The organism is Parabacteroides sp. TM07-1AC, assembly GCF_003480915.1.
Taxonomy (GTDB): domain Bacteria; phylum Bacteroidota; class Bacteroidia; order Bacteroidales; family Tannerellaceae; genus Parabacteroides; species Parabacteroides chongii.
This window is the reverse complement of the sequence record NZ_QUKD01000001.1, coordinates 772,817-799,243: the sequence shown is the minus strand read 5'-3', so window position 1 is coordinate 799,243 and position 26,427 is coordinate 772,817. Positions and strand designations below refer to the sequence as shown.

At 47.0% G+C, this 26,427-nt stretch carries 21 protein-coding genes, 1 pseudogene and 1 riboswitch; of the genes and pseudogenes, 10 read left to right on the top strand and 12 right to left on the bottom strand.

The genetic code is table 11. The features are described 5' to 3' along the window. Positions 1-46: 46 nt before the first annotated feature. From DXD68_RS03430 to DXD68_RS03390, 10 genes and pseudogenes are all read right to left on the bottom strand, one after another. Positions 47-1,729 (bottom strand): AAA family ATPase, encoded by a 1,683-nt coding sequence (locus DXD68_RS03430; protein ID WP_122360292.1) that lies wholly within the window; start codon positions 1,727-1,729, stop codon positions 47-49. A 219-nt stretch (positions 1,730-1,948) separates the two neighbouring features. Continuing rightward, a complete protein-coding gene (locus DXD68_RS03425; RefSeq protein WP_122360291.1) occupies positions 1,949-2,293 on the bottom strand; it encodes a type II toxin-antitoxin system RelE/ParE family toxin in 345 nt (114 codons plus the stop codon). A 34-nt stretch (positions 2,294-2,327) separates the two neighbouring features. Further along, positions 2,328-2,633: a helix-turn-helix transcriptional regulator gene (locus DXD68_RS03420; protein ID WP_122360290.1), complete on the bottom strand. Its 306-nt coding sequence runs from the start codon at positions 2,631-2,633 to the stop codon at positions 2,328-2,330. Positions 2,634-3,156: 523 nt separating this feature from the next. Further along, positions 3,157-3,294, bottom strand: a pseudogene (locus tag DXD68_RS24790) (N-acetyltransferase); the annotation flags it as partial. A gap of 89 nt (positions 3,295-3,383) precedes the next feature. Beyond that, positions 3,384-3,542, bottom strand: a complete 159-nt coding sequence (locus DXD68_RS24215; RefSeq protein ID WP_199715368.1) for a hypothetical protein — start codon at positions 3,540-3,542, stop codon at positions 3,384-3,386. Between the two features lie 203 nt (positions 3,543-3,745). Further along, on the bottom strand, positions 3,746-7,264 hold the full coding sequence (locus DXD68_RS03410) for a hypothetical protein (protein WP_122360289.1): 3,519 nt from the start codon (positions 7,262-7,264) through the stop codon (positions 3,746-3,748). 32 nt (positions 7,265-7,296) lie between these two features. Continuing rightward, positions 7,297-8,250, bottom strand: coding sequence for a FimB/Mfa2 family fimbrial subunit (locus DXD68_RS03405; RefSeq protein ID WP_233576979.1), 954 nt, complete (start codon positions 8,248-8,250; stop codon positions 7,297-7,299). 18 nt (positions 8,251-8,268) lie between these two features. Then, positions 8,269-9,936 carry a DUF3868 domain-containing protein gene (locus DXD68_RS03400; RefSeq protein ID WP_122360287.1) on the bottom strand — a complete coding sequence of 556 codons (1,668 nt, stop codon included), beginning with the start codon at positions 9,934-9,936 and terminating at the stop codon, positions 8,269-8,271. An 11-nt stretch (positions 9,937-9,947) separates the two neighbouring features. Then, positions 9,948-10,508, bottom strand: coding sequence for a DUF3575 domain-containing protein (locus DXD68_RS03395; protein WP_199715366.1), 561 nt, complete (start codon positions 10,506-10,508; stop codon positions 9,948-9,950). A gap of 562 nt (positions 10,509-11,070) precedes the next feature. Next, on the bottom strand, positions 11,071-12,330 hold the full coding sequence (locus DXD68_RS03390) for a tyrosine-type recombinase/integrase (protein ID WP_122360286.1): 1,260 nt from the start codon (positions 12,328-12,330) through the stop codon (positions 11,071-11,073). A 193-nt stretch (positions 12,331-12,523) separates the two neighbouring features. On the opposite strand from DXD68_RS03390, the gene DXD68_RS03385 reads away from it, so the two are divergent. From DXD68_RS03385 to DXD68_RS03355, 6 genes are all read left to right on the top strand, one after another. Continuing rightward, positions 12,524-13,390, top strand: coding sequence for an AraC family transcriptional regulator (locus DXD68_RS03385; protein WP_075557960.1), 867 nt, complete (start codon positions 12,524-12,526; stop codon positions 13,388-13,390). 142 nt (positions 13,391-13,532) lie between these two features. After that, entirely contained in the window at positions 13,533-14,225 is a 693-nt protein-coding gene (locus DXD68_RS03375; protein WP_075557959.1) for an RraA family protein, read from the top strand. A 17-nt stretch (positions 14,226-14,242) separates the two neighbouring features. After that, positions 14,243-15,412, top strand: a complete 1,170-nt coding sequence (locus DXD68_RS03370) for a mandelate racemase/muconate lactonizing enzyme family protein (RefSeq protein ID WP_122351512.1) — start codon at positions 14,243-14,245, stop codon at positions 15,410-15,412. 5 nt (positions 15,413-15,417) lie between these two features. Beyond that, the gene (locus tag DXD68_RS03365; RefSeq protein ID WP_122360285.1) at positions 15,418-16,209 is read left to right on the top strand and encodes an SDR family NAD(P)-dependent oxidoreductase; all 792 of its coding nucleotides are present in this window, start codon (positions 15,418-15,420) and stop codon (positions 16,207-16,209) included. Positions 16,210-16,223: 14 nt separating this feature from the next. Next, positions 16,224-17,777 carry a sodium/sugar symporter gene (locus DXD68_RS03360; protein ID WP_122360517.1) on the top strand — a complete coding sequence of 518 codons (1,554 nt, stop codon included), beginning with the start codon at positions 16,224-16,226 and terminating at the stop codon, positions 17,775-17,777. A gap of 35 nt (positions 17,778-17,812) precedes the next feature. Continuing rightward, complete coding sequence (locus tag DXD68_RS03355) at positions 17,813-20,794, top strand: glycoside hydrolase family 2 protein (protein ID WP_122360284.1); 2,982 nt, start codon at positions 17,813-17,815, stop codon at positions 20,792-20,794. Positions 20,795-20,904: 110 nt separating this feature from the next. On the opposite strand, the gene DXD68_RS03350 is transcribed toward DXD68_RS03355, so the two are convergent. Then, complete coding sequence (locus DXD68_RS03350; RefSeq protein ID WP_122360283.1) at positions 20,905-21,372, bottom strand: GAF domain-containing protein; 468 nt, start codon at positions 21,370-21,372, stop codon at positions 20,905-20,907. 76 nt (positions 21,373-21,448) lie between these two features. On the opposite strand from DXD68_RS03350, the gene DXD68_RS03345 reads away from it, so the two are divergent. The 3 genes from DXD68_RS03345 (at position 21,449) to DXD68_RS03335 (ending at position 24,432) form a co-directional block, all read left to right on the top strand. After that, on the top strand, positions 21,449-22,801 hold the full coding sequence (locus DXD68_RS03345; protein WP_122360282.1) for an MATE family efflux transporter: 1,353 nt from the start codon (positions 21,449-21,451) through the stop codon (positions 22,799-22,801). 45 nt (positions 22,802-22,846) lie between these two features. Beyond that, complete coding sequence (locus DXD68_RS03340; protein ID WP_122351505.1) at positions 22,847-23,488, top strand: AAA family ATPase; 642 nt, start codon at positions 22,847-22,849, stop codon at positions 23,486-23,488. A gap of 17 nt (positions 23,489-23,505) precedes the next feature. Beyond that, positions 23,506-23,601, top strand: a riboswitch (TPP riboswitch). A gap of 60 nt (positions 23,602-23,661) precedes the next feature. Further along, a complete protein-coding gene (locus tag DXD68_RS03335; RefSeq protein ID WP_122360281.1) occupies positions 23,662-24,432 on the top strand; it encodes a sulfide-dependent adenosine diphosphate thiazole synthase in 771 nt (256 codons plus the stop codon). 91 nt (positions 24,433-24,523) lie between these two features. On the opposite strand, the gene DXD68_RS03330 is transcribed toward DXD68_RS03335, so the two are convergent. Further along, a complete protein-coding gene (locus tag DXD68_RS03330) occupies positions 24,524-25,486 on the bottom strand; it encodes a hypothetical protein (protein ID WP_122360280.1) in 963 nt (320 codons plus the stop codon). A gap of 529 nt (positions 25,487-26,015) precedes the next feature. Between DXD68_RS03330 and DXD68_RS03325 the strand changes: the two genes are divergently transcribed. Continuing rightward, positions 26,016-26,405 carry a DUF6769 family protein gene (locus tag DXD68_RS03325; RefSeq protein WP_199715364.1) on the top strand — a complete coding sequence of 130 codons (390 nt, stop codon included), beginning with the start codon at positions 26,016-26,018 and terminating at the stop codon, positions 26,403-26,405. Positions 26,406-26,427 lie beyond the last annotated feature (22 nt).

Here is a 26,427-nt window from a genome sequence, read left to right as displayed (position 1 = left end):
TTGTTTACAGATGCGATTGAAAGGAATGGAATTATTTGTTATTCGGTTATTCGACAGTCTTCACATAGACCTGCTTGCCGTCGAAGGTGATCGCCATTTTAAGTATCTCGCCGACACCGGCCTGGCGGAGCGTGGCGGCGTATTGTTTGTCTTCGATCTGCCGGAGGGCGGAGTCGAGGATGGCTTCGACGGACTCGTCGTACAACGGGTCGTAGAGCTTGAGTTCGATAATGATACCCCGTTTACTCAGGTCGCGTGGCCGTAGCAGGATGTCGTAACGTCCGAGGCCCGATTCGCGGTTGCTGCTCACTTCGTAGGCGCTGTTGCTGACGAGCAACCCCAGCAGGAAGGCCTGGTAGACTTTCTCCGGATCGCGTCCGGAAGTGTCGTAATACGAAAGCGAATTGACTACGAAGTCGTTGAGCAGGCGGCGGAAGATCGGCATATTGTTTTCGTCCAATGCGCGGAGCATGAGTTCGAGTCGTTCGTTCTTTACGGGGCTGTTGTTGATCCAGCTGCGGATGATGGTAAAGAATACTGTCCTTACTTCCCTGTTGGGTACCTGCAGGGTGTATTCGGTCAGGTCGTCGCCGGTTTTTACCGGGTCGTATGCTTTGAGATATCCGCTGAAGAGCATGAACGACCAGATGTTGAATGTTTCGGCCAACAAATCGGGAAAGGCGAGCTTGTCGTTGATCACGCTACGCAGCGGATCGCCCTGTATCAAAGCTTCGATACCTTCGCGTATCTGCGAAGGTCCGTCGGCGAGCAGGTGGCGCAACAGAACATCGGAACCGGTGTTGACCCAGTAAGGAGCGAGTACGCCGTTATACATTATAAAGTTGAGCACTGACCAAGGGTTGTAGACGGTCTTTCCTCCGAAAAGGTATCCGTCGTACCATTGCTTCACCTCTTCTTTATAAGTACCGAATGAGTAATCGTCGAGCATCCTGTCTGTCTCTTCCTGTGTGAACCCGAAAGAGGTGCACATCGGTCGATCCAGTAAGGAGAAAACGGCAATGTTATTCAACCCGCTGAAAATCGACTCTTTGCTGACCCTTAGTATGCCTGTAATGACTCCGCGGAAGATATCCGTATTGTCTTTGAATACCGTACTCATCAGGTTTCGCATGAATCCGATCATCTTGTCGTAATAGCCTTTGTCGAAGGCTACGTGGATAGGGGTATCGTATTCGTCGAGCAGGACGAGAGGGGGTATTCCCCAGTGGGCAGTGAGCAAATCAGATAATAAACGCAAGGAATTTTGCAGGATAATGCTGTCAGCCTGCAAGCGGTATATTTTATCAAACCATTCCCGATTGATCTCTGAGAGCTGGTCGTCCGACAAATACCGGTGGCGTTCGAACTCTTGTTGCAATTGTATGCCGATTTGCATCAGGGTCTCTTCGAACGTATCGCCTTTGCAGTCCTTGAGCGTGATCATGATCACGGGATATTTCCCCTGATACTTCTCGAAGTCTTTCCACTCTTCGATCTTTTTCCCCTTGAAAAGCGGGCGGAATTTGTTTCCTTCCGTTTTCTCGAAGAAATAGCGCAGGGTGGAGAGGTTGAGCGTCTTGCCGAAGCGTCGTGGACGGGGGAGGAGTGTGATCAGACTTCCCTCTTCTACTATCTGTCGGATAAAATCTGTCTTATCCACATAATAATAGTCTTCGCTGATCATCAGCTTGTAGTCGCTGATGCCTATCGGTAGCTTTTTTCTGTCCATAAGCTTAATTGTTTTCGTATTTGCAAATATAGGAATATATTTCCATTCCTTTCAATCCCATCATGTCAAAGATCGTTTCAGGCCGTGGCCTGCCAATTGGCCGCCCGCTGGCGGCTATTTACACAAACGCACACGAAAAGCTGCGCAACCCCTTGCTGGGGGCTGCGTAACGATCGGTGCATCTGCTATAGGGTACAGATGTGATTGACGGGAAAAAGACTAAAGATTCTTGCTTTCGAAATACTCTTTCATTAAAGACAATGCTTTTTGTATTTCACGAGCCGGAGTTTTCCGGCTCTTTTTCTGAAAGCCGTTGAATAAGACAATGAGTTGTCCTTCATCGAAACAACAAAAGATACGGATAATATTACTTTCAGCCTCTATACGTATTTCGTAGAGGCCTTTTGTTCCTTCAATGTGTTTGATAAATTGTTTGGGGACAACTTGTTCGTAGCGGAGTACATCAAATACAAACTTGATTTTCTTTTGCATCGGTGTATTTTGCTGCTTAATGAAGTCAAAGGCATAATTGCCGTAGAAGAAAAAATTGCGTATAGTTTTCATAAGTTAGGTTGGTTTTAAGAGAAGTACTTTTACGTTACATAATGGTAAAACTGATTTGTTTGCCTACCGCCCTGAAAAGGTCGAATAAGGTATCGATACTAATATTCATTTTTCCATTTTCTATAAGTGACAAGTCGCTTCTTTTTAAACCGACCTTTTCTGCTAATTCCTGCTGAGTTAATCCGGCATCTTTCCGGGCTAATTTCAGTCGTTCACTGATACGAAACATTTCGCTTTCTTTTTCCAGTTGGTCTCGTTGTGGGGTTCCTTTCGGTCCGAAGAGTTCATCTTGAACATCATCCCAACTGCGACAGTTCTTTGGAGGTAAATTTGTAGTCATAATTAATTTGTTTTAATAGTTCCGACAAATTTATTGATAATTTGTTAGATCGTCAATAGAATTTACCTTATTAACTGTTCGTTTTCACTTATTGTCAGAATTGAGCTATTTTATAGTGTCTGTTTATGGCGACTGATGGTAACTCTTTCCCCTCTTGAGAGGGGATAAGGGGTGTGTTAAAGCCAGTTATATGCCGAAACTATAACACACCCCCTGCCCCCTCTCAAGAGGGGAAAAGTTACTCCCGTCACTGTAAATGGATAGCTCACTTCTTTCTATATCCGATCGCGAAGCCTAACTGTCAACTGTCACTTGTCAACTGTCAACTGAAAAAGGTTCTACCTTTTTCCTTTCAATCCCATCATGTCAAAGATCGTTTCAGGCCGGAGCCTGCCAATTGACCGCCCGCTGGCGGCTATTTACACAAACGCACACGAAAAGCTGCACAACCCCTTGCCAGGGGCTGCGTAACGATCGGTGCATCTGTACCCTATAACAGATGCGATTGGATTTTAACAGACTATTAAAGTAGGAGACACAGATCGTAATACATCAGTCTTGTATGATCGTTAACGTCTTTTTGTGTCAGATATTCAAAACCGTTTTTCTCATAAAAAGCAAATGCAGTTCGGTAAGCATCTACTGTGATAAAACGGCATCCGGGTCATCATCACCACAATCGAATGACTGTAAATTAGTCTTATCGGAAAGAATTTGTAAGTTAAGATGTTTTGGTTGCATAGCGGTAATTTATTTGGTTGTTATTGAAATCATATATTCATACGCTTTACGGATACGTTGTTTCTCTTTTTCCGTAGCTTTATGCGTTTCATTATACTTCATTCGTTCATCAAAACGCTTTGCGTCATCACCGTATAAAACGGGAGTTTCTTTAATAGGTCGTGCCATAGCTTTACATGTTTTGTTTAACAAAGGCAAAGATAAACAATACTAATAAGATAAACATCATGTATTTACAAAATCTATCCTTTCACCAACGATTTTTCAGATCGCTGTAAAATACCAATCCCATCATGTCAAAGATCGTTTCAGGCCGTGGCCTGGTTTTCGTTAGCCGCCCACTGGCGGCTGTTCTTGTTTACGGCGTACGGTTATTTGTCTTTAATGCAACGGACGTTTAATAGACTGTTGTTGGTACAGCCGCAATACGCACCGTCTCGGATGTACCAAGACCATTGACTTTGATCTACAGTGAGTGAAGATGGGTTAGTACCACCCCACTCACTTCCCCAATAAGCGACTAAACCCTTTGCGTCACCACCCAATCCAATACCTTGAGGGTCAGCACCTGCTAGAAATTTTTCAATCATATTTTGCTTATCATTCCTTGTAAATTCTCGGAAATCATTCTTTAATGGTAACTTCCATCCATCCGGACATTTTGATTGTGCATCATTGTAATTAGCCAACCCTTCCGTCATCGGTGCCACCCAATATTTTGTCATTTCCAAAGCCGGTGCTGTTTGTCCTGTACTCTTTGACGTATAGGTAACCGTCTGATCCTTTACACTTATATTGTAAACCTGTTTGCTTGAGGTATTTAGATAATTGGTAATCGTCAATGTCCCGCTTGCCGCTGCGTTATAAGCCGCATCCAGTGTATAGCTGGCTGTGTAAGCTGTGTTGGAAGCTGCTCCGGTTAATTTTAGTCCGGTTCCGGATACAGTGACTTTACTGCCGCCCAAAGAGAGGACTTTCAATGTTATTTGGGCATGGTAGCCGGTGTTGCCTGACATCTTAACCATATTGATTGCCGTACCGATCAGATTATTACCGGTAGATGAAGTCTGTTCAGCACTGATAAATTGATAAAGCGGTGTTACAGTAAAGGTTTTTGCAACTCCTCCTGTAATCTTGTTTGTCAGCGTAACGGTCGCTTTCTGTATATTCGTCAGCGTCGTGATATTGCTTTTGGTCGTCATTTTGAGAGACTGGTTATTTGCATTGAGGTTCGTTGTGCTCAGATCGAACCAGGCTTGTCCGCCGCTTCCCCAGCTCACGGCAGCCGTACATCCTTCGGGCGAGTTGATCGTATTGGTCACGTTCTGGCTGGCCAATGTTTTCATATCCAGATTTTCGGTAGCCGTAATCGTTGTAACCGGTGCACTGACCGCGTAAGTGGCAGTCTCCTTTGTTTCATCCGATTTGTTGGCAATGACAAAAGATGCCGATTCCCCGCTTTTCCAGGTGACTACATACGTCTTTTCTGCTGCATAATTATCGTCGGCAGTCACGGTGATATCGCCCGTTAGTTTTTTGACACAGGTACCGCCTAAAGCATTTGCTTTGAAGCTTACCATTGAACCGGTTACCTGATACAGTTTAATATCAGTGCCCGACATCGTGTTTTGTGTCGGGGAGCTGCTTCCGCTGACAAAAGCGACGGTGGGGACAAGGAATACGGGCGAGACGGTGAAGACCGTGTTTTTGCCGCCTACCTTGTTTTTGAGTGTGACGGTTGCTTTTTTTGCACCTCCCAGCTTGTCGTTGTTGAGTGAAAAGGTGAGTTCTGCATTCTGATTGTAAGCCTTGGTTACGTTCGCGCCTGCGGCTTTGAGCCATTCGGGCCCTCCGTCGAAGTCCATGCCGATCTCGATGCCCTGCATGGATTTGCAATTGACGGCGAAGCTGTTTGCGTCCGAAATTTGCATATTGACGTTTGCCGGGGTGTCACCGACAGGTGCTTCATAGCTGTTCTTTGAGCCGTCGATCGTAGAATTGGTGAAATCCGGTTTCAGGGTGGCATCCAGCAGTTGCACGGTAATATCCGTTTTGAGCTCTTTCGCTTTGCTGTTGCGGAAAATGACGGTGCCCTTATCGTCGGGGACGCCTGTGATATCGCGGTCGTTGAGCGTGAGCAGATAGATTGTTTCCGCACCGTTCTGTTTGTCGATGGTCACGTCGATCCAGTCGGGTTTGCTTTCCACCTCTGTACCGTCGGGGCAGGTGATACGCACATGCGCCTTACTGCCGGTCGTGCGATAGAGGTTTACCTGCAGGTTTTCAGCATCGAAGCTGTTGGGGTTGTTTTCTCCCGGCTGTGTCGTGTTGTCTGCCTGCGGAGCGGCTACCGCCTCGACGAAGAAGGTCGTCTCGTCTCCGTTCATGGTATTGGTGAAGCGCAGTACGGCACGCGGATAACGTCCCAGTGTATATCCGTCTTTGAGCGAGAATGTATATGTGAAGTTTAACGCCGTTTTTGTGGAGACGGCCGGTTCTGAGACTTCGAGCCAGTCGTACTGCTGTGCCGCCAGTCCTCCCACGTATTTTTTCTCCACCATCAGGTTGGATGAAGCGGTGGTTTCGAGTTCGAATTTGCTGTCGGGTTTTAGCGACATGCTGACGGAGCGTGTGTCCGGATCGTATTTGGTATCGTCTTTGAATGCGTCGGGAATGGTAACGAGTAGCTCATTGTCGTCTTCGTTGGGGTTGTATTCGATGCTCCCGTCGTCGGCCCAGTCGGCCACCGTCAGGGTAAAGTCGAGATGGTAGTCGTCGGCCTTCGTGATGGCGATGGTGTATCGGTGGTTATTGTTGATCTCCAACGAGGTTTCGTTGCCATTGCCGTCGGTTTGGGTGAATGGTATCTGGTAGGAAACGTCTTTGCTCTCGGTCTTGTTGACCTGGTATTTCCCTTTAAGTATCATATAGCCTTTATCGTTAAGCGGTGAAGGATAGGAGTAGAAGGCTCCTGTTTGGGTTCCGGTGTTGGCGTTGTCGCCATAGAAAGCCCTGAAAGGATAGGTGATAAGCTCTTCGGGCTGTGCGTCGGGCGTCTTTCCGTAGATGCGTATAGGGAAGAGGGTCGCGCCTCTTCTACCGTTGCCCATCGAGACAGTCTCGATGGAAAAGCGGGACTCTTCCGCTTTATTGATGATATCGAAACGTGCGGCGAGACGTGTGAGCTTGAAGCCTGCCTGTACGCGTGCCGAGCTATTGAAGTCGGTCAGGTCGATGGGTGTGGTGTAGGCCCCCGACATGGCGAGCGGTGTACGGAGGGTGTCGCCCTTCGCTGCGGTATTCAACAGGGGGGTATGGAAGGTGAGGAAGGCTGTTTCTGTGGGCTGCCCCAATGTAGCGACCTGCGTGCCCTGTTCACCGGGTTTGGTGAAGGTCAGGGGTACGAAGGCGGCATCGGTAAGGGTTTCGTCTTCGTGTGCCGGATCGACCAATGCCGTTTGGTTGACGATGCAGTAGAGTTTGGCGAACAGGCCTTTCTTAAGGTTGAGCAAGCCTGTCGTTTGTGTATCATCCTTACCCGGAGTGAGTTCGAGCTCGGAGGCGCCTTCGGGCAGTTCGCTGCCGTCGGCGCGGTAGGCGAAGCGTTCCTGGAAGGTGTATTCGCCGTTTTCATCGGCTGCGGCGAAGACGTAGAGGTCGAGGGTGGAGATGGTATTCTCCTCCGCCGTGGCGATCGGGTCGCCCGCCTTAGTGGAAACTTCTTTCAGTGCCAGTTTGTTTTTGAGCGTTAGCAATACTTCGCGGCGCTGGCCGCTGTCTGTTTCACCTGGGTCGGGCTTGTTGTCGCCGCCTCCGTTCTGTGTTTCTTCCGTACATCCGGCCAGTAAGGCTGCCAGCAGGATGGCTGTACATTTTAATACCTGTTTCATTTCTCTCTAATTTAAATATTACTATTCATATTTTATCCTATCGTGCCACCTTCATCCCAGTCGGCTCCGGCTGCCTGGGTGACAACGATCTTATCTTCGTATACCGTGATGAGCAGATCGAATTCTTGCTCCATGTTCGTATCCATATCCATCGGCAACTTCTTGAAGAAGGTGCTCAGGTCCAGGTCGCGTATGATCTGTTCGTTATCCCGCCAGAGGCTCCACATCTGGTGTGTGGCGGAGGTGTAACGGAAGGTGACGAACTCGCCCGTCACTTCCCCGTCGAAGTTCATCGCCGCCCGTGTATCGTGGTAGGTGATCACGCCTCCGATACGCGGGATGGTATAAACCCCGTCGCCGCCGGGGGTGATATGCTCCGATTGCCCTGTGAAGTTGTACACAGCCGGGATACCTTTCAGGTGCATCCGGTAAGTACCGCCTTCGGGCGGAGCGTCTGCCATCCACTGTACCGTGATCGAGAGCACGGCGTGTGCGTGGGAGAGGTAAACCCGTTGCCGCTGGGTGACTCCGTTCTCTACTTCGAAGTTGGCCGTTCCGTAATATAATCGTCCGGTATTTCCCCTGAACCCGGGCGGAACGCCTTCCGTCACGGCGCTGAGCGTCATTTCACCCAGCAGGGAGTTGTTACCGTTTTCAACATCCGTTTGCATATCGTTACCTTCTCCCACGTTTCCCCACAGGACGGCGGTGTATCGTCCGTCGGGCAGTTCCCCTTCCCAGCCGCTTATGCTGTCGCCGCGCAGGGTCTCGGTCGAGATCAGTTTTCCGTTGCTGTCGAAGAAGAACTGGCGCAGGTTGTCTACATAGACCGGCAGCGTGTTTTCTACATTGCTGCCTGCATACCAGTACTCCATCCTGATATTATAGGGACATACGGAGGGCTCGTCGCCAAACGTGCATCCTGCCAGTATCACTGCCAGTATAACGCTCATCACTCCGAGCCTTCCTTTCTGTCTCCTTTCCACTACTTTGTATCCCTATTATTAATATGAACTCTTACTTATCATTCCTTCCGCTATCTGCAAATTCTTTCTCGCCTTACGGGGTTCGATGCCTACCGCCTTACGAAACCAGACGGCAGCCCCTTCGGGATTGCCTTCCATCAGGGTGAGCACTCCTATATTATTCCAGGCACGCGGATCGGCTTCCACCTTGCTCAGGTAGTTCCACGCCGATTTCAAATCGCCGGTCAGCATGACGGCCGATGCGGCATTGACATTGGCGGTCACTTCGTCCGGGAAATGGAAGGCGGCTACTTCGTACACTTCGCGGTACTGATCCGTGCCCGGACGGTAATAGCGTGCCACATCATACATTTCTTCCAGGCTGAGCAGGTCGGGATGCGTATAGATCATTTCGGAAGCTTCACCGGCATCGAGCGGACGGATGCGGTATTCTACCGTGAACTCGATACGGCGAAGCTTTGGGAACAACCTTTTCAGCATATCTTTATAAGGGGCACCCCCCTGAAGGTCCATCAGGTGCTTTTCGCGCCCGCTGAAAATGCCGTACCGGTGAATGATATCGATTGCCTGTCTGTAATAAGACGGCTTTGTCTGTCTGAGTATTTCTTCCAGTCCGTCCCAGTCTTCGGCTACCGATGAGACGTCGAACAGATGGGCGGGTAAGTCGTAGGCCCGCTGTACATACCAGGCAAACAGGCGGGAACGGTTTTCTGCCAGTCGTTCATTGTCGCCGTAGTTGCCGTCGGGCGAGGCGCATCCCTTTATCCGGATACATTCCAGTTGGGTAAAACCTTCCGATAAGACCGGCAGCAGGCTTGCGTCTATCTTGTCGATCTCTTCCCGGTTATTTCTGTATTCCGGATATACTTCGTCTTTGCCTAAAGGATAATCTATATATAAGGTAGCACTTTTAGAGCGTCTCTTGTTTTGCCGTCCGGAGGCAGGAGTGAGGAACGACACCATCGATGCGTAGGTATCGAGAGCCGTAGAAGAAAGGACGATATTCGTAATAGCCGGAACCGGTCTTTGAACAGGAACGGTTGCCGGAACCGTCACCTCCCGGAGGTCGGCAGGAGCGGTTACCGCAGCGATGTTCCCGGCAACCGATGTCTTTGCCCGGGCGATAACCGGTTGAGGCATTTCTTCGGCGTATACAGGTGTTGTTGCCGGTTTATTTTTAAGTCTGATTTGCCGTGTAAGCGTATCGACACCCAACAATTGCAGGTCGCAGCAGTCTTTCAGTTCCTGGCGAAGCAGCAGGGAGGCTTGCTGCATCCATGAAGTGTAAGGTATGGTCACCTTATAGCTGACGGTCTTCGATCCTGTCCGTCTGTTTTCGAGCAGTACCAGGAATGGGCTTGCCGGTGTTTCTTTTCCTATGGCTAAAGCCCGTTCGCGGCGTTCATAGCGGTAACGTTTGCTTCCGGTTATGATGACGGGGGGCAGTGGCACGAGATGGGTATTTCCTTTTTTTCCTTTTAGTTCGGGGGTAAAGATGACGGCTGTCTGTGAGTTGACGTGTACGCTGTTCAAATCCATGTCCAACCAGATGTGCAGGCTGTCGTTCTTTATCGCGAAAGATTTGGGGACAATCCGTACGCCTTCGGCTACTGCCGTCCCGGCGAACAGGAACGTACAGGATGCGACGAAAGCATACATTATAATATGTAACAGATAGATTCTCATACCGTCGTTTTTTATCGTAAGAAATAAATGATAGAGAAACCGATACGTGTAGGTCCGAAATAACTCCGGGTGAAAGAACCGACCCTCTCCCCGCAATCGGCACAGCGGTATTTGTCGTATTTCATATAGGCATAGCCTCCGCCTATCATGGCTTCCAGTCCCCACCGTTCGCCTAACGCCCAATGGTAACCGTAGGTGAGGCCGCCGCCATAGAGGTCGCCACGCAATACATACTCTTTCAGGCCGGAGAAGAACGGTATCTGTCCGATATTGAAATGGCCGTAATGCCCGTGAACACCGACAAAGTGCCCTTCAAACTTGCGGCAGAACCAGTAACGGACTTCCGGTTGTAGGAGGTAAAGGTTCAATTTCATATCGTTTTTGAATTTCCAGGCGTTGTATGCGCCCCAGATATCGAGGGTGAGCTGACGGGTGATACCCACTTCCACACCTGCATTCGGAGTTGTAGTTCCCCAAAAAAGGATATTTGTCTTTAACGCTGTTTGCTGGCTATGCAGGCAAGGTGACAGGCAAAATAAAAGTACAATTAGTAAGTGGTATTCCCTATACATAATATTAATACTGTTGAGTGTTTCCGCTTGTTCTGTCTCTTACCAAGAGACGGAAGGAGGAAAGGTACATTTCTGAAGACGATTGAAATTTATGCCAAACCGGATGGAATGTGAGAACACCTGAAACATAACGTCAAACAAATTGTAAAACAAACATATCCCCGAATCAGGGCTGTTTTATGCTACAATTCCATTTTACAGGCTTTCAGAGCTTAAATAAAAAGGCTGAGACAAGTAAAGGGTGGAAGACAATATCGGATGAATTTCAAACTAAATCGCAAAACAACCGTAAAACAATTGTTAAACGACTGATAATTAAATAGTAACATGTAATTAAAGCAGGCATTTAGAGTGACATAGTTATCTTGGAAAGAGCTTTGACTTAAGTCGTTCTTTCCTTAAAAGATGTTTTCATATTCAAGATAAGCTTGAATATTAAGTACTTTTGCTTAAAATAAATGGAAAAGCATTTGTTTTTTCACAAAACGTCATTACCTTTACGGCGTTTTAACAATTAACAAAGCTATGACTTCCGTCTCTTGGTAAGAGACGGATTTTTTATTTACAGCATTTGCTTTCTCCCCCTATATTCATAGGGCGAACCCGGTGGTTGTTTTTTACCTGTAATCACATATTCATTCATATTGTCCAGTCTCGTATTGTTAAACTTTCGAATATATATCCACGTTGTCTTTACCGAGGTATGCCCCATTCCTTCCGATATCAATTCATCGGGAACGCCTTTGCTTTTTGCTGCGCTGGCCCATGAGTGGCGGGGGACGTGAGCCGATAGTTTTACACCGATCTTTTTCCCAATCTTTTGCAGGTGCAGGTTCTGCAAGCGCAGGGCGCTTTGATACTTTTTATCGCTGTCAGTCCCGGTATTCAATATGGGAAAGAGGTAAGGACTCTTTTTGTCGCGGTACCGGTCGAGCAGCTTTTTCATGACGGGAAGGATTTTTACCTGAAGTTCCTGTCCGGTTTTCCTGCGTTTGTAGACAATCATATCGCCATGCATATTCTTTTTGGTAAGATAGGCAAGGTCGATAAAGGCCATGCCCCTTGCATAGTAGCAGAACAGGAAGAAATCGAGCGACATGGCCAGGTTGCCGGGGAGGGTGTCCCTGAGATTCTCCAGTTTCCCGATAACATCGGTATCGACAGCCCGTTTCTCTGTTTTCTCGATCCGGGTATTGACCTCCCGGAAAGGAGAGGGGCGCTGTTCGATCAGTCCGGCCCGTATCGCCTTGTTCCATACTGCGCGGAATGTCCGGAGATAGAATGAGACGGTATTGGGCATGAGTCCTTTCCCTACCAGAAACCCTTCGTATTCCTTTATCAGCCTGTCGCTGATATCCCTCAGCATGATTACCCGGTGTTCGAGGAAGGTGTTGAAGCTTCTCTCAAGGCTGCGGTAATGCCGGGCGGTCGAGTCGCATCCTTTCTCCCGCAAGCCTTCTATCAACTTGTCGAGGTAGGCAGTCCAGGCAATCGAGCCATTCCGCTCCTGATAGGCAGCAACTATTTCTTCAACGGTAACGTCCGTTGAATTTGCGAGCTTGCTTATTACCGTCCGAATAGCGGAAAGTTCCTTTTCCAACCGGTCTGTAGCCCGTAGCAGATACTCCGTCCTCTCACGGGATGTCCCTGGCGGGATGCATACATTTTCGAAGAGCGGGTCCCATTCTTCTTCGTAAAGCCGCAAATCATCGAGCGGGATGCGTCGCATCTTCCGTTTGCCGATAAGCTGTACGAAAAGAGGCACCGCCTTTCGCTGTACCATGCTCTTACGTCGTTTTACTTTTACAGATACATTTATCATAAGTATTCTTATTATAGTGAGTTTATATAACAAATGTCCACCAAATATTTATTAAGCCGAAAAGAATTAGTTCCGTTTTGTATAAGTTAAAGGGCCGAATGATACCATTTCGGCCCTTCTTTTTTTCCGGAAGTGTAAAATCCGGTACTGCCTTTTCCCTATCTTTGCTTCTGAATAAGGGAAAGGAAATACCATGGATAACAAGACAACAGAACAGTCTCTTTGGGGACTTTTGGAAGGGATAACGGATAATCTGAAGTACAAACGACTGGCGGATGTCTTCCGCTTTGTCTCTTTCCAGCCATTTGAAACATTCGGACCACACCAGCATCTGCGTATCGAGATCAACTATGTAAAGAAAGGAAATTGCATTCTGCACCTGGAGAACGAAAGTATCAGCTTTAATGAGAACGAGATGATGATCATCTGCTCGAATGTGGAACATACCTTCGAGGCCGGTTCGGAAGGGACGACGCTGATGCAGTTGGAATTTCTGCCGGAGATCTTCTCCCGCTTCAATCCGCATGCCCAGGATGAGACAGGCGAATTGACGCCTGTCACTATTTTCTCGGAAGAGAACCGGCTGATCAAGATCGTGAATAATGTCCGGATCATGCGGGCCGTTCAGCGTATCGTGAACGAGATGAATCTGAAAAACAAATACTATCAATACCTGGTCGTGATGTACTATGCGGAACTGCTGATTCTGATCTACCGCTATATGGACGAATCCTACCTGCCGATTTGTACAAATGAATCGCTGAAAAAGGCAATTTCTTATATCCGCATGAACTATCAGACAGATATCTCCATCACCGACGTGGCCGGGCAGACCGGAATAGGGGAACGTTACCTGCGCAAACTCTTCGCCCAGCATCTCAATCTCTCTCCGCTGGATTATCTGAACCAGATACGGATCAATAAGGCGATCGAACTGTTGAGGAATACGGAAATGTCTATAAAAGAGATCTGTTTCATCTGCGGATTCAAGTCGCCGCAATACTTTTCAAGGGTATTCAAACAGCAGATGGGGATCACTCCGAGGGAGGTTACCAAATAGTTTTCCGTTTTGTACACATTTTCCTCTTAAAAGGTCCTACCTGCATACGTTGCAGCTTTGTTTTAAGCCTTACTTTTTGTACACTCCGGCTAACTTTGTGATCAGTAACAGGAGTATATAAATACTGATAAACTATAGTAAAATGAAAGAATGGAATGATGATAAAGCGTTGTTCTCTTTGATAAAAGAGGAGCTTTATACCGCAGTGATCGGTGACATTATGGATAAGATGGGCTATACCCGTCAGTTTCTTCCCCCGCAGATACGTCCGCTTCGTGACGATATGCTGGTTGTCGGACGGGCAATGACGGTGCTGGAAGCAGATGTGTTGGAACATGGAAAGGAATGCGGGGAGAATCCGTTGTTGAAACGTTCTTTCGGATTGATGCTCGAAGCGCTGGACGATCTGAAAGAAGATGAAGTCTATGTCTGTTCCGGTTCGTCTCCCTGTTATGCCTTATGGGGTGAATTGATGAGTGCCCGGGCTATGCAGTGCAAGGCAGCCGGTGCCGTGGTGAATGGTTATTCACGCGATACGAAAGGGATTCTGGCACTCGACTTCCCTTGTTTCTCTTACGGCCCTTATGCACAGGACCAGGCTCCGAGAGGAAAGGTGATCGACTATCGCGTCCCGATTGAAATGGATGGGGTGCGTATCGACGACGGGGATATCCTGATAGGGGATATCGACGGTGTATGTGTCGTTCCCCGTGCTATCGAGGAGGAAGTCTTTACCCGTGCCCTTGAAAAAGCCCGTGGCGAACGGATGGTATTGAAGAAGATACAGGAAGGAATGAAAGCCCGCGATGCTTTCGACCAGTTTGGAATCATGTAATTAAATCGAAATAGACAATGAAAATCACAGATGTAAAGGTATGGTTGGTACAAGGTATCAAATACAACTGGACGCTACTTAAAATATATACGGACGAAGGATATACCGGTGTGGGCGAAGCGACCAACTGGCCGGGAAGCCCGATCGTCTTTGAAGCTGCCAAGCATGTAGGGCAGCGTATCATCGGTCTCGATCCGATGAAGACGGATTTTATCTGGACAAAGCTCTATCGCGATCTGAACTGGATCGGCCCGTACGGTGCCAGCCTTTGCGCCATCAGCGGTATCGATATGGCTTTGCTGGACCTGAAGGCAAAAGTGCTGGGCGTTCCCTGCTACGAGTTGCTGGGCGGCGCTTATCGCAAAAACGTTTTATTATATGCCAACTACTGGTTTACCGGTGGCGGACATAATGCCAAAGACTATACGGAACAGGCGTTGAAAGTAAAGGAGGCCGGTTTCACCGGACTGAAGTTCGACCCGTTCGCACATACGAACTATTTCTATGGGGAAGACCTGGCTTCCAATCTGACCCTGACGGCAGAACAACAAGACTTGGCTTTCGATGTATCGAAGGCGGTACGTGATGCGGTAGGACCGGAGTTCGATATTATGATCGAGACACATGCCATGCTGAATTACCGGGTGGCGGTGAAGATGGCCGAACGTCTGGCAAAGCTGGATATTACCTGGTATGAGGAGCCTGCCGGACCGGAAAGTTCGCAGACCTTACGTGCCATGCGTGAACGTATCCCTTCCGATGTCGCTATCTGCGTAGGCGAACGCCATTATACCCGCTTCGGTATCCGTTCTTTGTTGGAGAAACATGTATGCGATGTCATCATGCCGGATATCACCCGTTGCGGCGGACCGTCTGAAATGAAGCGGATGGCGACGATGGCGGAAGCCTACAACGTCCTGATCGCTCCCCATAACCCGAACGGGCCTTTATCGACGCTTGCTTCTTCGCATGTGTGTGCTGCGATCCCGAATTTCTTCCGTCAGGAATTTATGTTCAATGATGTTCCCTGGAGGGATACGGTGATCGACCATCCGATAGCGGAAATGGTGTACGACGGCCATCTGCACCTGTCCGACCGTCCGGGACTGGGCGTAGACCTGGTGGAGGAAGAGATGGAAAAGCATCCGGGTATTACGACGAACGCGCCTGATAACTTCTATATCTGATTGGTATGAGCTTTACGATAGACTATAAAGATAAAGTGGTACTTGTTACCGGTGTATCTTCCGGTATCGGTCTGGGTACTGCCCGGGAGTTTGCCCGGGCGGGTGCTCATGTCGCCGGATGTGCACGAAAAGCGGCGGATGATCCGTCGGCAGCCGCATTCCGGGAGGCTGTCGAGTCGCAGGGAGTCCGGTCGCTGTATGTGCAGACCGACGTCACTTGTCCCGAACAACTGGGACAGCTGGTGGAGGAAACGATTCGTACTTTCGGGCGGTTAGATGTCCTGGTCTCCAGTGCGGGAATGAATGTATTCGAGGGTGCAGCCGGGTGTACGGAAGAACGCTGGCAGTATAACCTGGATCTGAACCTGGCATCCCACTGGCGGTTGTCGAAGCTATGCAAACCCTATCTGGAACAGAGTGGGGAAGGCGTTATCCTGTTGATGACTTCCAACCATGCGTTCGGAACGATTCCCGGATGCTTTCCGTATAGCGTGACGAAAACGGCGATCACCGGCCTGGTCCGTAACCTGGCAATCGAGTGGGGGCCTGCTATCCGTACGGTCGGTGTCGCTCCGGGCTTCATCGATACGGCGGGCAACGATACCTGGTTCGACTCTTTTCCGGATGCCCGGGAAGAGCGTTTACGTACGATCAACCTGCATCCGGTCAAACGGATCGGGACAGTAGAGGAGGTGGGTGACCTCTGTGTCTATCTTGCATCGCCTATGGCGCGTTTCATTAGCGGGACAACGATCCTGATGGACGGTGGCCGGTCGGCTCTTATGCAAGATGAATAACGAATATGAATACCATGAACACAATAGATCTGATTGTTTTTATTGCTTACTGTGCCCTGATCCTCTTCGTAGGATTGTTTGTCTCACGAAAGAAGAAAGGCGAAGAACGGGATGCCGGCGATTATTTCCTTGCCGGACGCGGACTTGCCTGGTGGGCGATCGGTGCTTCGATCATTGCGTCGAACATCTCTGCCGAACAGTTTGTCGGTATGTCCGGCTCCGGGTATGCGATCGGGCTGGCAATGGCCACTTATGAATGGATCGCTGCATTGGGATTGATTATCGTAGCCAAATACTTTATTCCGATATTTCTGGAAAAGAAGATATTCACGATGCCGCAGTTCCTGGAAGAGCGGTTCGATAAGCGGGTGAAGACGGTCATGGCTGTCTTCTGGCTGGCAGTTTTTATCTTTATCAACCTGACTTCGATACTGTATCTCGGAGCATTGACGATCGAGAAGGTCATGGGTATTCCTCTGTTTTGGGGAGTAGTCGGATTGGCTGCCTTTGCCGGTATCTACTCTATCTACGGAGGATTGAAAGCGGTTGCTTTGACTGATGTCATTCAGGTAATCTTCCTTATTGGAGGCGGACTGATAACGACTTATATTGCTTTGGACCTGCTGGGTGCCGGTGAAGGAGTATGGCAGGGTGTCACGAACCTATATGCACAGGCGGAAGATAAGTTTCATCTGATCCTCGATAAATCGCATCCGAGCTATAAGGACTTGCCCGGTATCTCTGTTATTCTCGGTGGACTGTGGGTGGCAAACTTGTATTACTGGGGATGTAACCAATATATTATTCAACGGGCTTTGGCTGCCAAATCGGTGGGAGAGGCACAGAACGGTATGTTGTTTGCCGGGTTTATCAAACTGTTGGTTCCGTTGCTGGTTGTGATACCGGGGATTGCTGCGTTTGCTTTGAATGCTCCGTTGGAAAAGTCGGACGAGGCTTATCCCTGGCTACTCAGCAACCTGCTTCCGGTAGGAGTGAAAGGGATTGCTTTTGCGGCGTTGACGGCAGCGATTGTCAGTTCGCTGGCTTCGATGATGAACAGTATATCCACTATCTTTACAATGGATATTTATAAGTCCTTTTTCAGGAAGGAAGCCGGGCAGCATGAGCTGGTAAAGACCGGAAGATGGGCGAGTTTTGGGTCGTTGCTGGTTGCCGTATTGATCGCACCGATGTTGTCGGGACTGGATCAGGCGTTCCAGTATATTCAAGAGTTCACCGGATTTATCAGTCCGGGTGCTTTGTCGATCTTCCTGGCTGGGTTCTTTTATAAACGGGCGACGGCAAACGGAGCATTAGCGGCTGCTTTCGGATCGTTTGTATTCTCTACGTTGATGAAGTTCCTCTGTCCCGGTTTACCGTGGATGGATCGTATGATGATCGTTTTCTTCCTCTGTTGCGGATTGATCATCCTACTGGGTAGCCGTAAGCCGATGGAGAATGCCTATACGACACACCGGCTCGGATTATTTCATACGAGCCGCCTGTTCAATATCCTGTCGTTGGTCGTGATAGCTATATTGGTTGCATTCTATTGGTTCTGGTGGTGACATTAGAAATAACAACTATAAAACATGAAACATACATGAAAAAAACATTATTACTCTTGAGTAGTTGTTTCCTGCTCAGTCAGGGAATAGGTGCGATAGGTTCATCGGAGACACTCTCTCCGGAGTCTTCTTTCCTGATCCCTTGTAAAATAGCGGGGGTAGATTCACCCTCTTTGCTATTGAATGGCGATTGGCAATTCCGTTTTTCTCCGAAAGGAAAATGGAATACCGTCCAGGTTCCCGGCGAATTGGCTATGCAAGGTTATGCCATCCAACACGATACTCCATACCTTTATCGTAAATCATTCACTCTTCCTGCGGATTATAAAGGCAAACGTACGATACTACGTTTCGATGGTGTATATAGCCATGCAGTTCTTTCAATAAACGGAAAACAGGTCCGTGAGCATCATGGCGGCTTTACCCGTTGGGAAACGGACGTGACGGATTATGTTCGTCCGGGTGCGAAAAATGAGATACAACTGGATGTAACTGACCGTATAGACGATATCTCTTATGCTTCCGGATACGCCCATCATCCGATAGGCGGTATCCTGCGTGATGTGACTGTTTTTGCTTTGCCGGAAACCTGTTTCTTTAATTTTGCAGCGGAGACACACCTCGATACGCTTTACCGCGATGCCGTGCTGAAAGTATCCTATACCGGTAGGACCACGGGAAATACAGAGGTTACCTATGCCTTGACCGATCCTTCCGGAAAGAATGTTCCGTTGTCTCAATCTGTTTTTGCACTGAAAGAGAATGATAATATCCATGAACTTCCGGTGTCTGCCCCTTTGAAATGGGATGCCGAGCATCCGAACCTTTATACCCTTACCGTAGCCCTTCGTGAAGGAGGAAAGGAGATTGGCCGTTTCACTAAGAAAATAGGTTTCCGGGATGTAAAGATCGTAAAAGACCGTATGCTGGTTAACGGAAAGCCGGTCAAGTTACGCGGTGCTTGCCGTCATGATATCCATCCGACATTGGGACGTACTACGACGGTTGAACTCGATAGCCTGGATGCGATCCGTTTCAAACAGTCGAATATGAATTTTGTGCGTACCTCGCATTATCCGCCTTCGGAACATTTCCTTAATTTCTGCGACCGCTTCGGTATCTATGTAGAGAGTGAGACGGCTGTTTGTTTTGTCGATACCTATCGTCAGAAGAATTATGCGCCGGGAAAGACACAGGATAGTGCCGAGTTTACACCTCGTTATTTGTCGCAATGCCGTGAAATGGTAAAGTCGTTCCGCTCGCATCCATCGATCCTTTTCTGGTCGATCGGTAATGAGAGTGTGTACGGAAAGAATTTTCAGGCTTGTTGGGATTGGGTGAAAGCGACGGATACGACTCGCCCTGTTATCTTCAGTTATCCCGGTTCGGTAGGCGAGAAGAAGCCGATATATGATATTCTGAGCATGCATTATCAGGATGTGGATGGAAACCTGAACCAATGGGGACGCGCCACCCGTAACTTCCAAGGACATGGTATTCCGGCTCTTTTCGACGAATGGGCACATCCTGCTTGCTATACCTATAAAACATTGCAGGACGATCCGAATATCCGTGAGTTCTGGGGAATCTCCCTCGATAAGATGTGGAGCGGTTTGTTCGATGCTCCCGGCGGTTTGGGCGGTGCCATCTGGGGATATATCGACGAGACATTTATGTTACCCGAGCCTAAGATGGGTACTTCTTTCTGGAAGGAGTTTGCCCGTACTGCCAAGCCGGAAGACTTTCAGGGAAACTGCGTAGGATATGGCGAATGGGGTATTGTAGATGTTTGGCGTCGTGAGAAACCGGAGTTTTGGTCTACTAAGAAAGCCTATTCACCTGTACGCCTGTTAGCGGAGCAGGTCAGTGATTATACAACGGGTGAACGTCTGGTTCTTCCGGTATATAACCGTTTCGATCATACGAACTTGAATGAGATAAAAGTACGTTACCAATATAACGGGATGGAAAAAGATATCCGGATGGCTTCCATCGAACCGCATCAGAAAGGTGTCCTGATCCTTCCCGCTGAAGACTGGAAAGAAGGCGGCGAACTGCTTGTCAGTTTCCTTACAGCGGAGGGAGATTTGATCGATGCCTCGCTTGTCACATTAGGGCAACCTAAAATCACACTGCCGCAACCGGATCGTAAAGGTTCGCTACTGGTCGAGGAAAGTGCTGACCGTATCGTGGTAAAAGGCGATCGTTTTGAAATCCCGTTCAGTAAAGAAACCGGCCTGATCTGTCATGCAACGGCCGACGGACAGGTCTTTATAGAAAAAGGTCCTTTCCTGAATCTGGATATCAACCTGAACCATCTGACGGGAGCCGAAGTGCGTAAGAGTGCAACCAAGTTCCTTACATCGGATGCCGACTGGCAGAAGCAGAGCATCACTTATACAAAACAAGGCGATAATGTCCTGGTTATCCTGAATGGTCGTTATAATGATGTGGATACGGATATCCGTCTATTGATCTCTCTCGAAGGACGTATGGAAATCAATTACCTGACGAACGGACAACCGAATGGTTTCCTGCGTGAAACAGGTCTTTCTTTCCATCTTCCTGAAACGATGGACCGGCTGAAATGGAAACGCCGGGGACATTGGAGCTATTATCCTTCCGGTGCTTTTGCAGGCAATGAAGGAGAAACCTCTTTCTATAATCCGAACAAAGTGCCTTATGGAGCCCGTCCGGAACAACCCTGGCAGAGTGATACGCACAATTATTATTATTGGGCAGATGCCGGAGCGAATTGCGATCGCCCGCTTACTCAGATGGCAAAAGGAATGAAAGAAAATATCTATTTCTATACGTTGAATGCCGGTAATACAGGAAAAGGCTTATCGGTTCTTTCACCGGATGCCACTGTTGCCTGCCGTTCAAGTAAACGTGCGGATGGTCAGTTGATCCTGTACGTCAACAACCGTTGGGATTATCCGGAAATTGCCTGGGGAAATTATTGTAAGATATTGGAGGCTAACCCTTGCTATGGCAGGATAGAGATTGTCTTCTAAATATTACAAAAGCCTATAAATGAAGATGTGTCAAAATAGATAAACCGTCTGCGTTATCTGCGTCTGGTAAATATCAATTCTGGCACATCTTCATTTATATTATGTTACGGTTAAATCAACCGGCATATCTTCTCCAGATAAACAGCATCTGTCTCATCGAAACTATTCAACTCATCGCTGTCGATATCGAGTACGGCTACCACTTTCCCGTCACGAATAACCGGAACTACAATTTCAGATTTCGAATCGGAGTTACAGGCTATATGTCCGGGGAATAGATCTACGTCTGGAACAATTTGAGTGGCTGTTTCTTTCCATGCCGTACCGCAAACGCCTTTGCCATACCGGATACGTGTGCAAGCTATCGGTCCCTGAAAAGGAGCGAGCACCAGCATATCGTCTTTGACGATATAGAAACCGACCCAAAAGAAATTGAATGTCTGTTTCAGTGCCGCTGCTACATTTGCCATATTGGCGATCGTGTCGTTTTCACCAGCCAGTAATGACTCTATCTGGGGGAATAGTGTTTGATACTGCTGCTCTTTATTTCCAATGCTTATGATTAAGTTCTCTGCCATCTTTTAAACTATTATAGTAGAACAAAGGTAAAAATTAATCGGAAATATCCGTACCTTTGCATATCAATTGGTTTTTATGGCAAAAGAAAACTCTCCTTTGGTATTAGGTACTGAACGTATTGGAAAACTGCTTACGCAATACGCTATTCCGGCGATTATCGCCATGACGGCATCTTCGCTTTATAATATGGCAGACAGTATTTTTATCGGACATGGAGTTGGGCCGCTGGCTATCTCCGGTTTGGCTCTGACCTTTCCGCTTATGAACCTGGCGGCAGCTTTCGGTTCGTTGGTCGGGGTAGGGGCTTCTACGCTTGTGTCTGTTAAATTAGGGCAGAAAGATTACGAGGGTGCAAACCGGGTTCTCGGCAATGTATTAGTGCTGAATGTTCTTCTCGGCGTCGCTTTTACGTTTGTCTTTTTGTTCCTTCTCGATCCGATCCTTTATTTCTTCGGGGCTAGTGAGAATACGATATCGTATGCACGCGATTATATGCAGATTATTCTCTATGGAAATGTGGTTACACACATGTATTTGGGATTGAATGCCGTATTGCGTTCATCCGGTTTCCCGAAACTGGCCATGTATGCGACACTGGCTTCGGTCGTGATAAACTGTATATTGAATCCGATCTTTATCTTTGGATTCGGCTGGGGAATCAAAGGTTCTGCATGGGCAACTGTGATTTCTCAGGTGATTTCACTGGCCGGGCAGATGATCCATTTTTCCAGACCGTCGCAATTGCTTCATTTTAAGAAAGGTATTTATAAATTGAAGAAGGAGATAGTAAAAGGTATCCTGTATATCGGTATGTCCCCTTTCCTGATGAATCTCTGTTCTTGTCTGATCGTTATCCTGATCAACCGTGGATTGAAGGAATATGGCGGAGATATGGCTATCGGGGCCTATGGTATTGTAAACCGTATCATCTTCCTATTTGTAATGATCATTATGGGCTTCAACCAGGGTATGCAGCCGATTGCCGGATATAATTTCGGCGCCCGTTTATATCCTCGTGTGACGGAAGTGACCAAGCTGACGATGAAGTGGGCGATAGGCGTTGCAACGACGGGTTTCCTGTTATGCCAGTTGTTCCCGACCCTGATTGTGAATATGTTTACAACCGACGATGAATTGGTGAAAGCTGCCGTGTTCGGTCTTCATATCGTATTTGCCGTCTTCCCGATCGTGGGGTTCCAGATGGTGGCAACCAACTTCTTCCTTTCGATCGGTATGTCAAAGAAAGCGATCTTTTTGTCGCTTACCCGTCAGTTATTATTCCTGATCCCTTGTTTGATCATCCTTCCCCGTTTCTTCGGAACGTTAGGTGTCTGGATCAGTATGCCGGTAGCCGACACGATCGCAACGGTCGTAACAGCAATTGTACTGGTAAATCAATTCAGGAAGTTTAAACATGTACCAAACTAAAAAAATATTGTATATTTATCGCAGGATAATCAAATCTGGTAATTTATGGATAACAAGATCATATTGACCATTGGCCGTCAATTTGGCAGCGGTGGACGAGAAGTAGGGCAGAAGTTGGCGAAAGCGCTGGGCATCGCTTATTATGATAAGGAACTGATGGCGATAGCAGCGAAAGAGAGCGGCTTGAGTGAGGAGTTTTTTGAGAAAGCGGACGAACGGGCTTCCAGCGGACTGTCATATGCATTTACGATGGGATATTCCTATATGGGAATGTTTACACCTTACAACGACATTTTGTCGAACGACGGATTATTCAAGTTTCAGAGTGACGCTATCCGCAAGTTGGCGGCTGAGCAGTCGTGTGTCTTGGTAGGACGTTGTGCAGACTATATCCTGCGTGACGATCCCGACTGCCTGAGTTTCTTTATTCATACCACTCCCGAACATCGTATCCAGCGTATTATAGAAAGACAAGATGTAACTGTCGAGCAGGCAAAAGAATTGATGATGAAAACCGATAAATCGCGTGCCGCTTACTATAATTATTACACCAATAAAGAGTGGGGAGTTGCTTCTTCCTATAATTTCTCTATCGATGTATCTGTATTGGGTGTAGACGAAACAGTCGGGTTTATCAAAGACTTTGTTGAACGGAAAATGAATAAGCGGCCGCCACATTTCGGATAATTTATTATCTTTGCTGCGACTTATCATAGGGGTGCCTTAATATACAGGCTGAGATTATACCCATAGAACCTGCCCGGGTAATGCCGTGAAGGGAGAATCGGTAGAATTGCTAAATAAAGGAGAGCTTTACCTCTATGTGCTCTCTGATGTTTAAACACTAATTATTTAATGTAATGGAACAGATCGTTTCAACAGGAATTATTGACTCTTATTTTGCAAAACTGAAGAGCAACTTATCAATTGATGTGGCTATCGTAGGTGGTGGTCCTTCCGGTATCGTAGCAGCTTATTATTTGGCTAAAGCCGGTAAGAAAGTGGCTCTTTTCGACCGTAAACTGGCTCCCGGCGGAGGTATGTGGGGCGGTGCTATGATGTTTAATGATATTGTCGTACAGGAAGAAGCTATGCCGATCATAAAGGAACTGGGTGTTTCTTATCATGATGCAGGCAACGGTACTTATATAATGGATTCAGTTCATACTACTTCTGCATTGATCTATCAGGCAACAAAAGCCGGTGCTACTATCTTTAACTGTTATTCGGTGGAAGACGTAGTATTCCATAACGATGCCGTAGCCGGTGTTGTAGTGAACTGGGCTCCGGTAATCCGCGAAGGTATGCATGTGGACCCGCTGACTATTATGGCTAAAGCTGTATTGGAAGGTACAGGACATGACTGCGAAGTAGCCCGTACAGTTGCCCGCAAGAACGATATCCGACTGAATACCCCGACAGGCGGTGTGATCGGTGAACGTTCATTGAATGTGGAACTGGGTGAACAGACTACCGTTGAAAACACAAAAGAGATCTATCCGGGATTATTTGTTTCCGGTATGGCTGCCAACGGAGTTAGCGGAAGTTTCCGTATGGGGCCGATCTTCGGCGGTATGCTGATGAGCGGAAAGAAAGCCGCAGAACTTATCTGTGAAAAGCTGGATAAGTAAGATCTGATAATGATATCATATGAAAAGGACGGAAATCTATAGAAGATAACCGTCCTTTTTCAATTATAGTAACATAAAAACTCATGCCTTATTACATATTCTCTACAATCTCCCGTTGTTTTTTGAAGAATTGTATCCGTTGCATTTCGCCGCTTTCGGATATCATCGTGGAGAATTTACGTAAGGACTGAATCCATTCCTTCATATTTTTGCACATCTCTTTATCCCTCGAAGTGATCGAGTTGATTGAAAAAATCCGGATCAGACTTAATTGCTGGTTCGATGTTTCCACATAGTTGTATGTGGCTTCAAAATTGATGTTGGATATATATATATGTATATCCTTACCTGAATCAAATTTCCCTCTGGAAGCGATTGTTTCCAGATCGTTTAATAGTTGCAGGAGTTCCTCCTGTAGTTTGGTGACTTCTTCTTCTGTAATTAAATGAACACTGGCGAAATACTTTATGTCGTTCACCAGATAATGAAACATCATGCTATCCCATATATAATGCGTAGTCTGTATATATGAGCTTGCTTCTACGAATGCCTTTTGGGCGCGTTTGAGATCATCTGGTATATTCAGTTCTGAAAAGTACTTTACACAATTTACCTTTTCATTCTGGTACATCCATTTGAATAGCCGGAACCTGGACAAATTATCGTATTTCAGGTAATAAGTCTGGGGGATCATATTTGAAGCCGTACTAAGTTCCGAGGTCGGATCATCCCGTAAGGATTCAAATAATTCAACATAGTGGTCAAGAATCGCGTAATACGTTTTGATAGGATCTGAATAATGTAAAAGATTCAGGTCGAACATTGCGTTATTAGTATAGCTTATACCCACGATCTGATCCAGGGAAACTCCCAATTTTTTTGAAATTATAGAAGCTTCATTGAGGGTGAAAGGGACTTCGCCGCGTAATCTTCTGTATACGGCTTCTTTTCCTATATAAAGAATATCCATCAGGGTGTTCGCTAAGTTGACCCCATCCGGAATTTTATCTTTCATTACCTCGATCAGATTTGTATTTAATACATCTGTATTCATTCCAATTCTCCCTTTTAAATAATATATATGTTCAATTATTAAACAATAAACAATGCGTATTGTTTCGGAAAACGCAACAATAGACGTTAAAGTGTCTCCATGTTACTTATTTTCGAAAAAGACGAGTCGGTAAATACTTGAATGAGAAATAGACGCGTCTCAAAATACCTTATTTGCGAAATAGAACTCCCGTATTTGCTTCGTAAATTCGCATATCTCAATTAAGAGAGACGGCAATGATGGTTTGAACGAATAGTTATTGCAGTTTAATATTAATACTAAGTGATGTTAATTGAAATAGCATTAGAATGGATGAACTTTATTTTATTTTAGTCTTAGATTTTTTGTTTATAAATTATTGACCTAACCAAACATTTGCTTGTATAATCAGAATGAGTAGACCGCTAATGCTAATACCATGAATAACCGGACCGGCTGGGAGGTGACTTTCGGCCGGTCTTTTTTTTCTATATATCTGCTGTTTGCCTTTGAGTTGCAAAATAAACTTTTTACTTTTGCAACATAAATCATGAGAGCGAAGAAACATATAATCCGTTACATAATGCTGGTGGCAAGTATCATCATGCTGCTTTCGGTTGTGGTGCCACATCATCATCACAGTAACGGTATGCCTTGTTTCAAATCGTTGACTGAACATAACCATAAAAGCTCGTCTTCCCACGATTGCGGATGCAACGGGCATAATCTGGCCCTTTTTACATCTCTTTTGTCGCATGTGACAAATGCTGATGTAAGTCACTTACTTTTCCCTTTGCAAGTTTTATTTGATTATATTAACCCTCCTGTTCCGTTGCTGTACGGACAAACGTTCGATCGCGAACGAGCCTTTTATATTGAGTCTCTGCACGATACCTGGGTTACGTGCTCCGGCGGACTGCGTGCCCCTCCTGTGTTATAATTGTTTCTGATAGGAGCGAACC

Excerpts from the sequence above, each read along its gene's own strand:
- DXD68_RS03430 (WP_122360292.1), bottom strand. The coding sequence starts at position 1,729 with ATGGACAGAAAAAAGCTACCGATAGGCATCAGCGACTACAAGCTGATG.
- DXD68_RS03425 (WP_122360291.1), bottom strand. The coding sequence starts at position 2,293 with ATGAAAACTATACGCAATTTTTTCTTCTACGGCAATTATGCCTTTGAC.
- DXD68_RS03420 (WP_122360290.1), bottom strand. The coding sequence starts at position 2,633 with ATGACTACAAATTTACCTCCAAAGAACTGTCGCAGTTGGGATGATGTT.
- DXD68_RS24215 (WP_199715368.1), bottom strand. The coding sequence starts at position 3,542 with ATGGCACGACCTATTAAAGAAACTCCCGTTTTATACGGTGATGACGCA.
- DXD68_RS03410 (WP_122360289.1), bottom strand. The coding sequence starts at position 7,264 with ATGAAACAGGTATTAAAATGTACAGCCATCCTGCTGGCAGCCTTACTG.
- DXD68_RS03400 (WP_122360287.1), bottom strand. The coding sequence starts at position 9,936 with ATGAGAATCTATCTGTTACATATTATAATGTATGCTTTCGTCGCATCC.
- DXD68_RS03395 (WP_199715366.1), bottom strand. The coding sequence starts at position 10,508 with ATGTATAGGGAATACCACTTACTAATTGTACTTTTATTTTGCCTGTCA.
- DXD68_RS03390 (WP_122360286.1), bottom strand. The coding sequence starts at position 12,330 with ATGATAAATGTATCTGTAAAAGTAAAACGACGTAAGAGCATGGTACAG.
- DXD68_RS03385 (WP_075557960.1), top strand. The coding sequence starts at position 12,524 with ATGGATAACAAGACAACAGAACAGTCTCTTTGGGGACTTTTGGAAGGG.
- DXD68_RS03375 (WP_075557959.1), top strand. The coding sequence starts at position 13,533 with ATGAAAGAATGGAATGATGATAAAGCGTTGTTCTCTTTGATAAAAGAG.
- DXD68_RS03370 (WP_122351512.1), top strand. The coding sequence starts at position 14,243 with ATGAAAATCACAGATGTAAAGGTATGGTTGGTACAAGGTATCAAATAC.
- DXD68_RS03365 (WP_122360285.1), top strand. The coding sequence starts at position 15,418 with ATGAGCTTTACGATAGACTATAAAGATAAAGTGGTACTTGTTACCGGT.
- DXD68_RS03360 (WP_122360517.1), top strand. The coding sequence starts at position 16,224 with ATGAACACAATAGATCTGATTGTTTTTATTGCTTACTGTGCCCTGATC.
- DXD68_RS03355 (WP_122360284.1), top strand. The coding sequence starts at position 17,813 with ATGAAAAAAACATTATTACTCTTGAGTAGTTGTTTCCTGCTCAGTCAG.
- DXD68_RS03350 (WP_122360283.1), bottom strand. The coding sequence starts at position 21,372 with ATGGCAGAGAACTTAATCATAAGCATTGGAAATAAAGAGCAGCAGTAT.
- DXD68_RS03345 (WP_122360282.1), top strand. The coding sequence starts at position 21,449 with ATGGCAAAAGAAAACTCTCCTTTGGTATTAGGTACTGAACGTATTGGA.
- DXD68_RS03340 (WP_122351505.1), top strand. The coding sequence starts at position 22,847 with ATGGATAACAAGATCATATTGACCATTGGCCGTCAATTTGGCAGCGGT.
- DXD68_RS03335 (WP_122360281.1), top strand. The coding sequence starts at position 23,662 with ATGGAACAGATCGTTTCAACAGGAATTATTGACTCTTATTTTGCAAAA.
- DXD68_RS03330 (WP_122360280.1), bottom strand. The coding sequence starts at position 25,486 with ATGAATACAGATGTATTAAATACAAATCTGATCGAGGTAATGAAAGAT.
- DXD68_RS03325 (WP_199715364.1), top strand. The coding sequence starts at position 26,016 with ATGAGAGCGAAGAAACATATAATCCGTTACATAATGCTGGTGGCAAGT.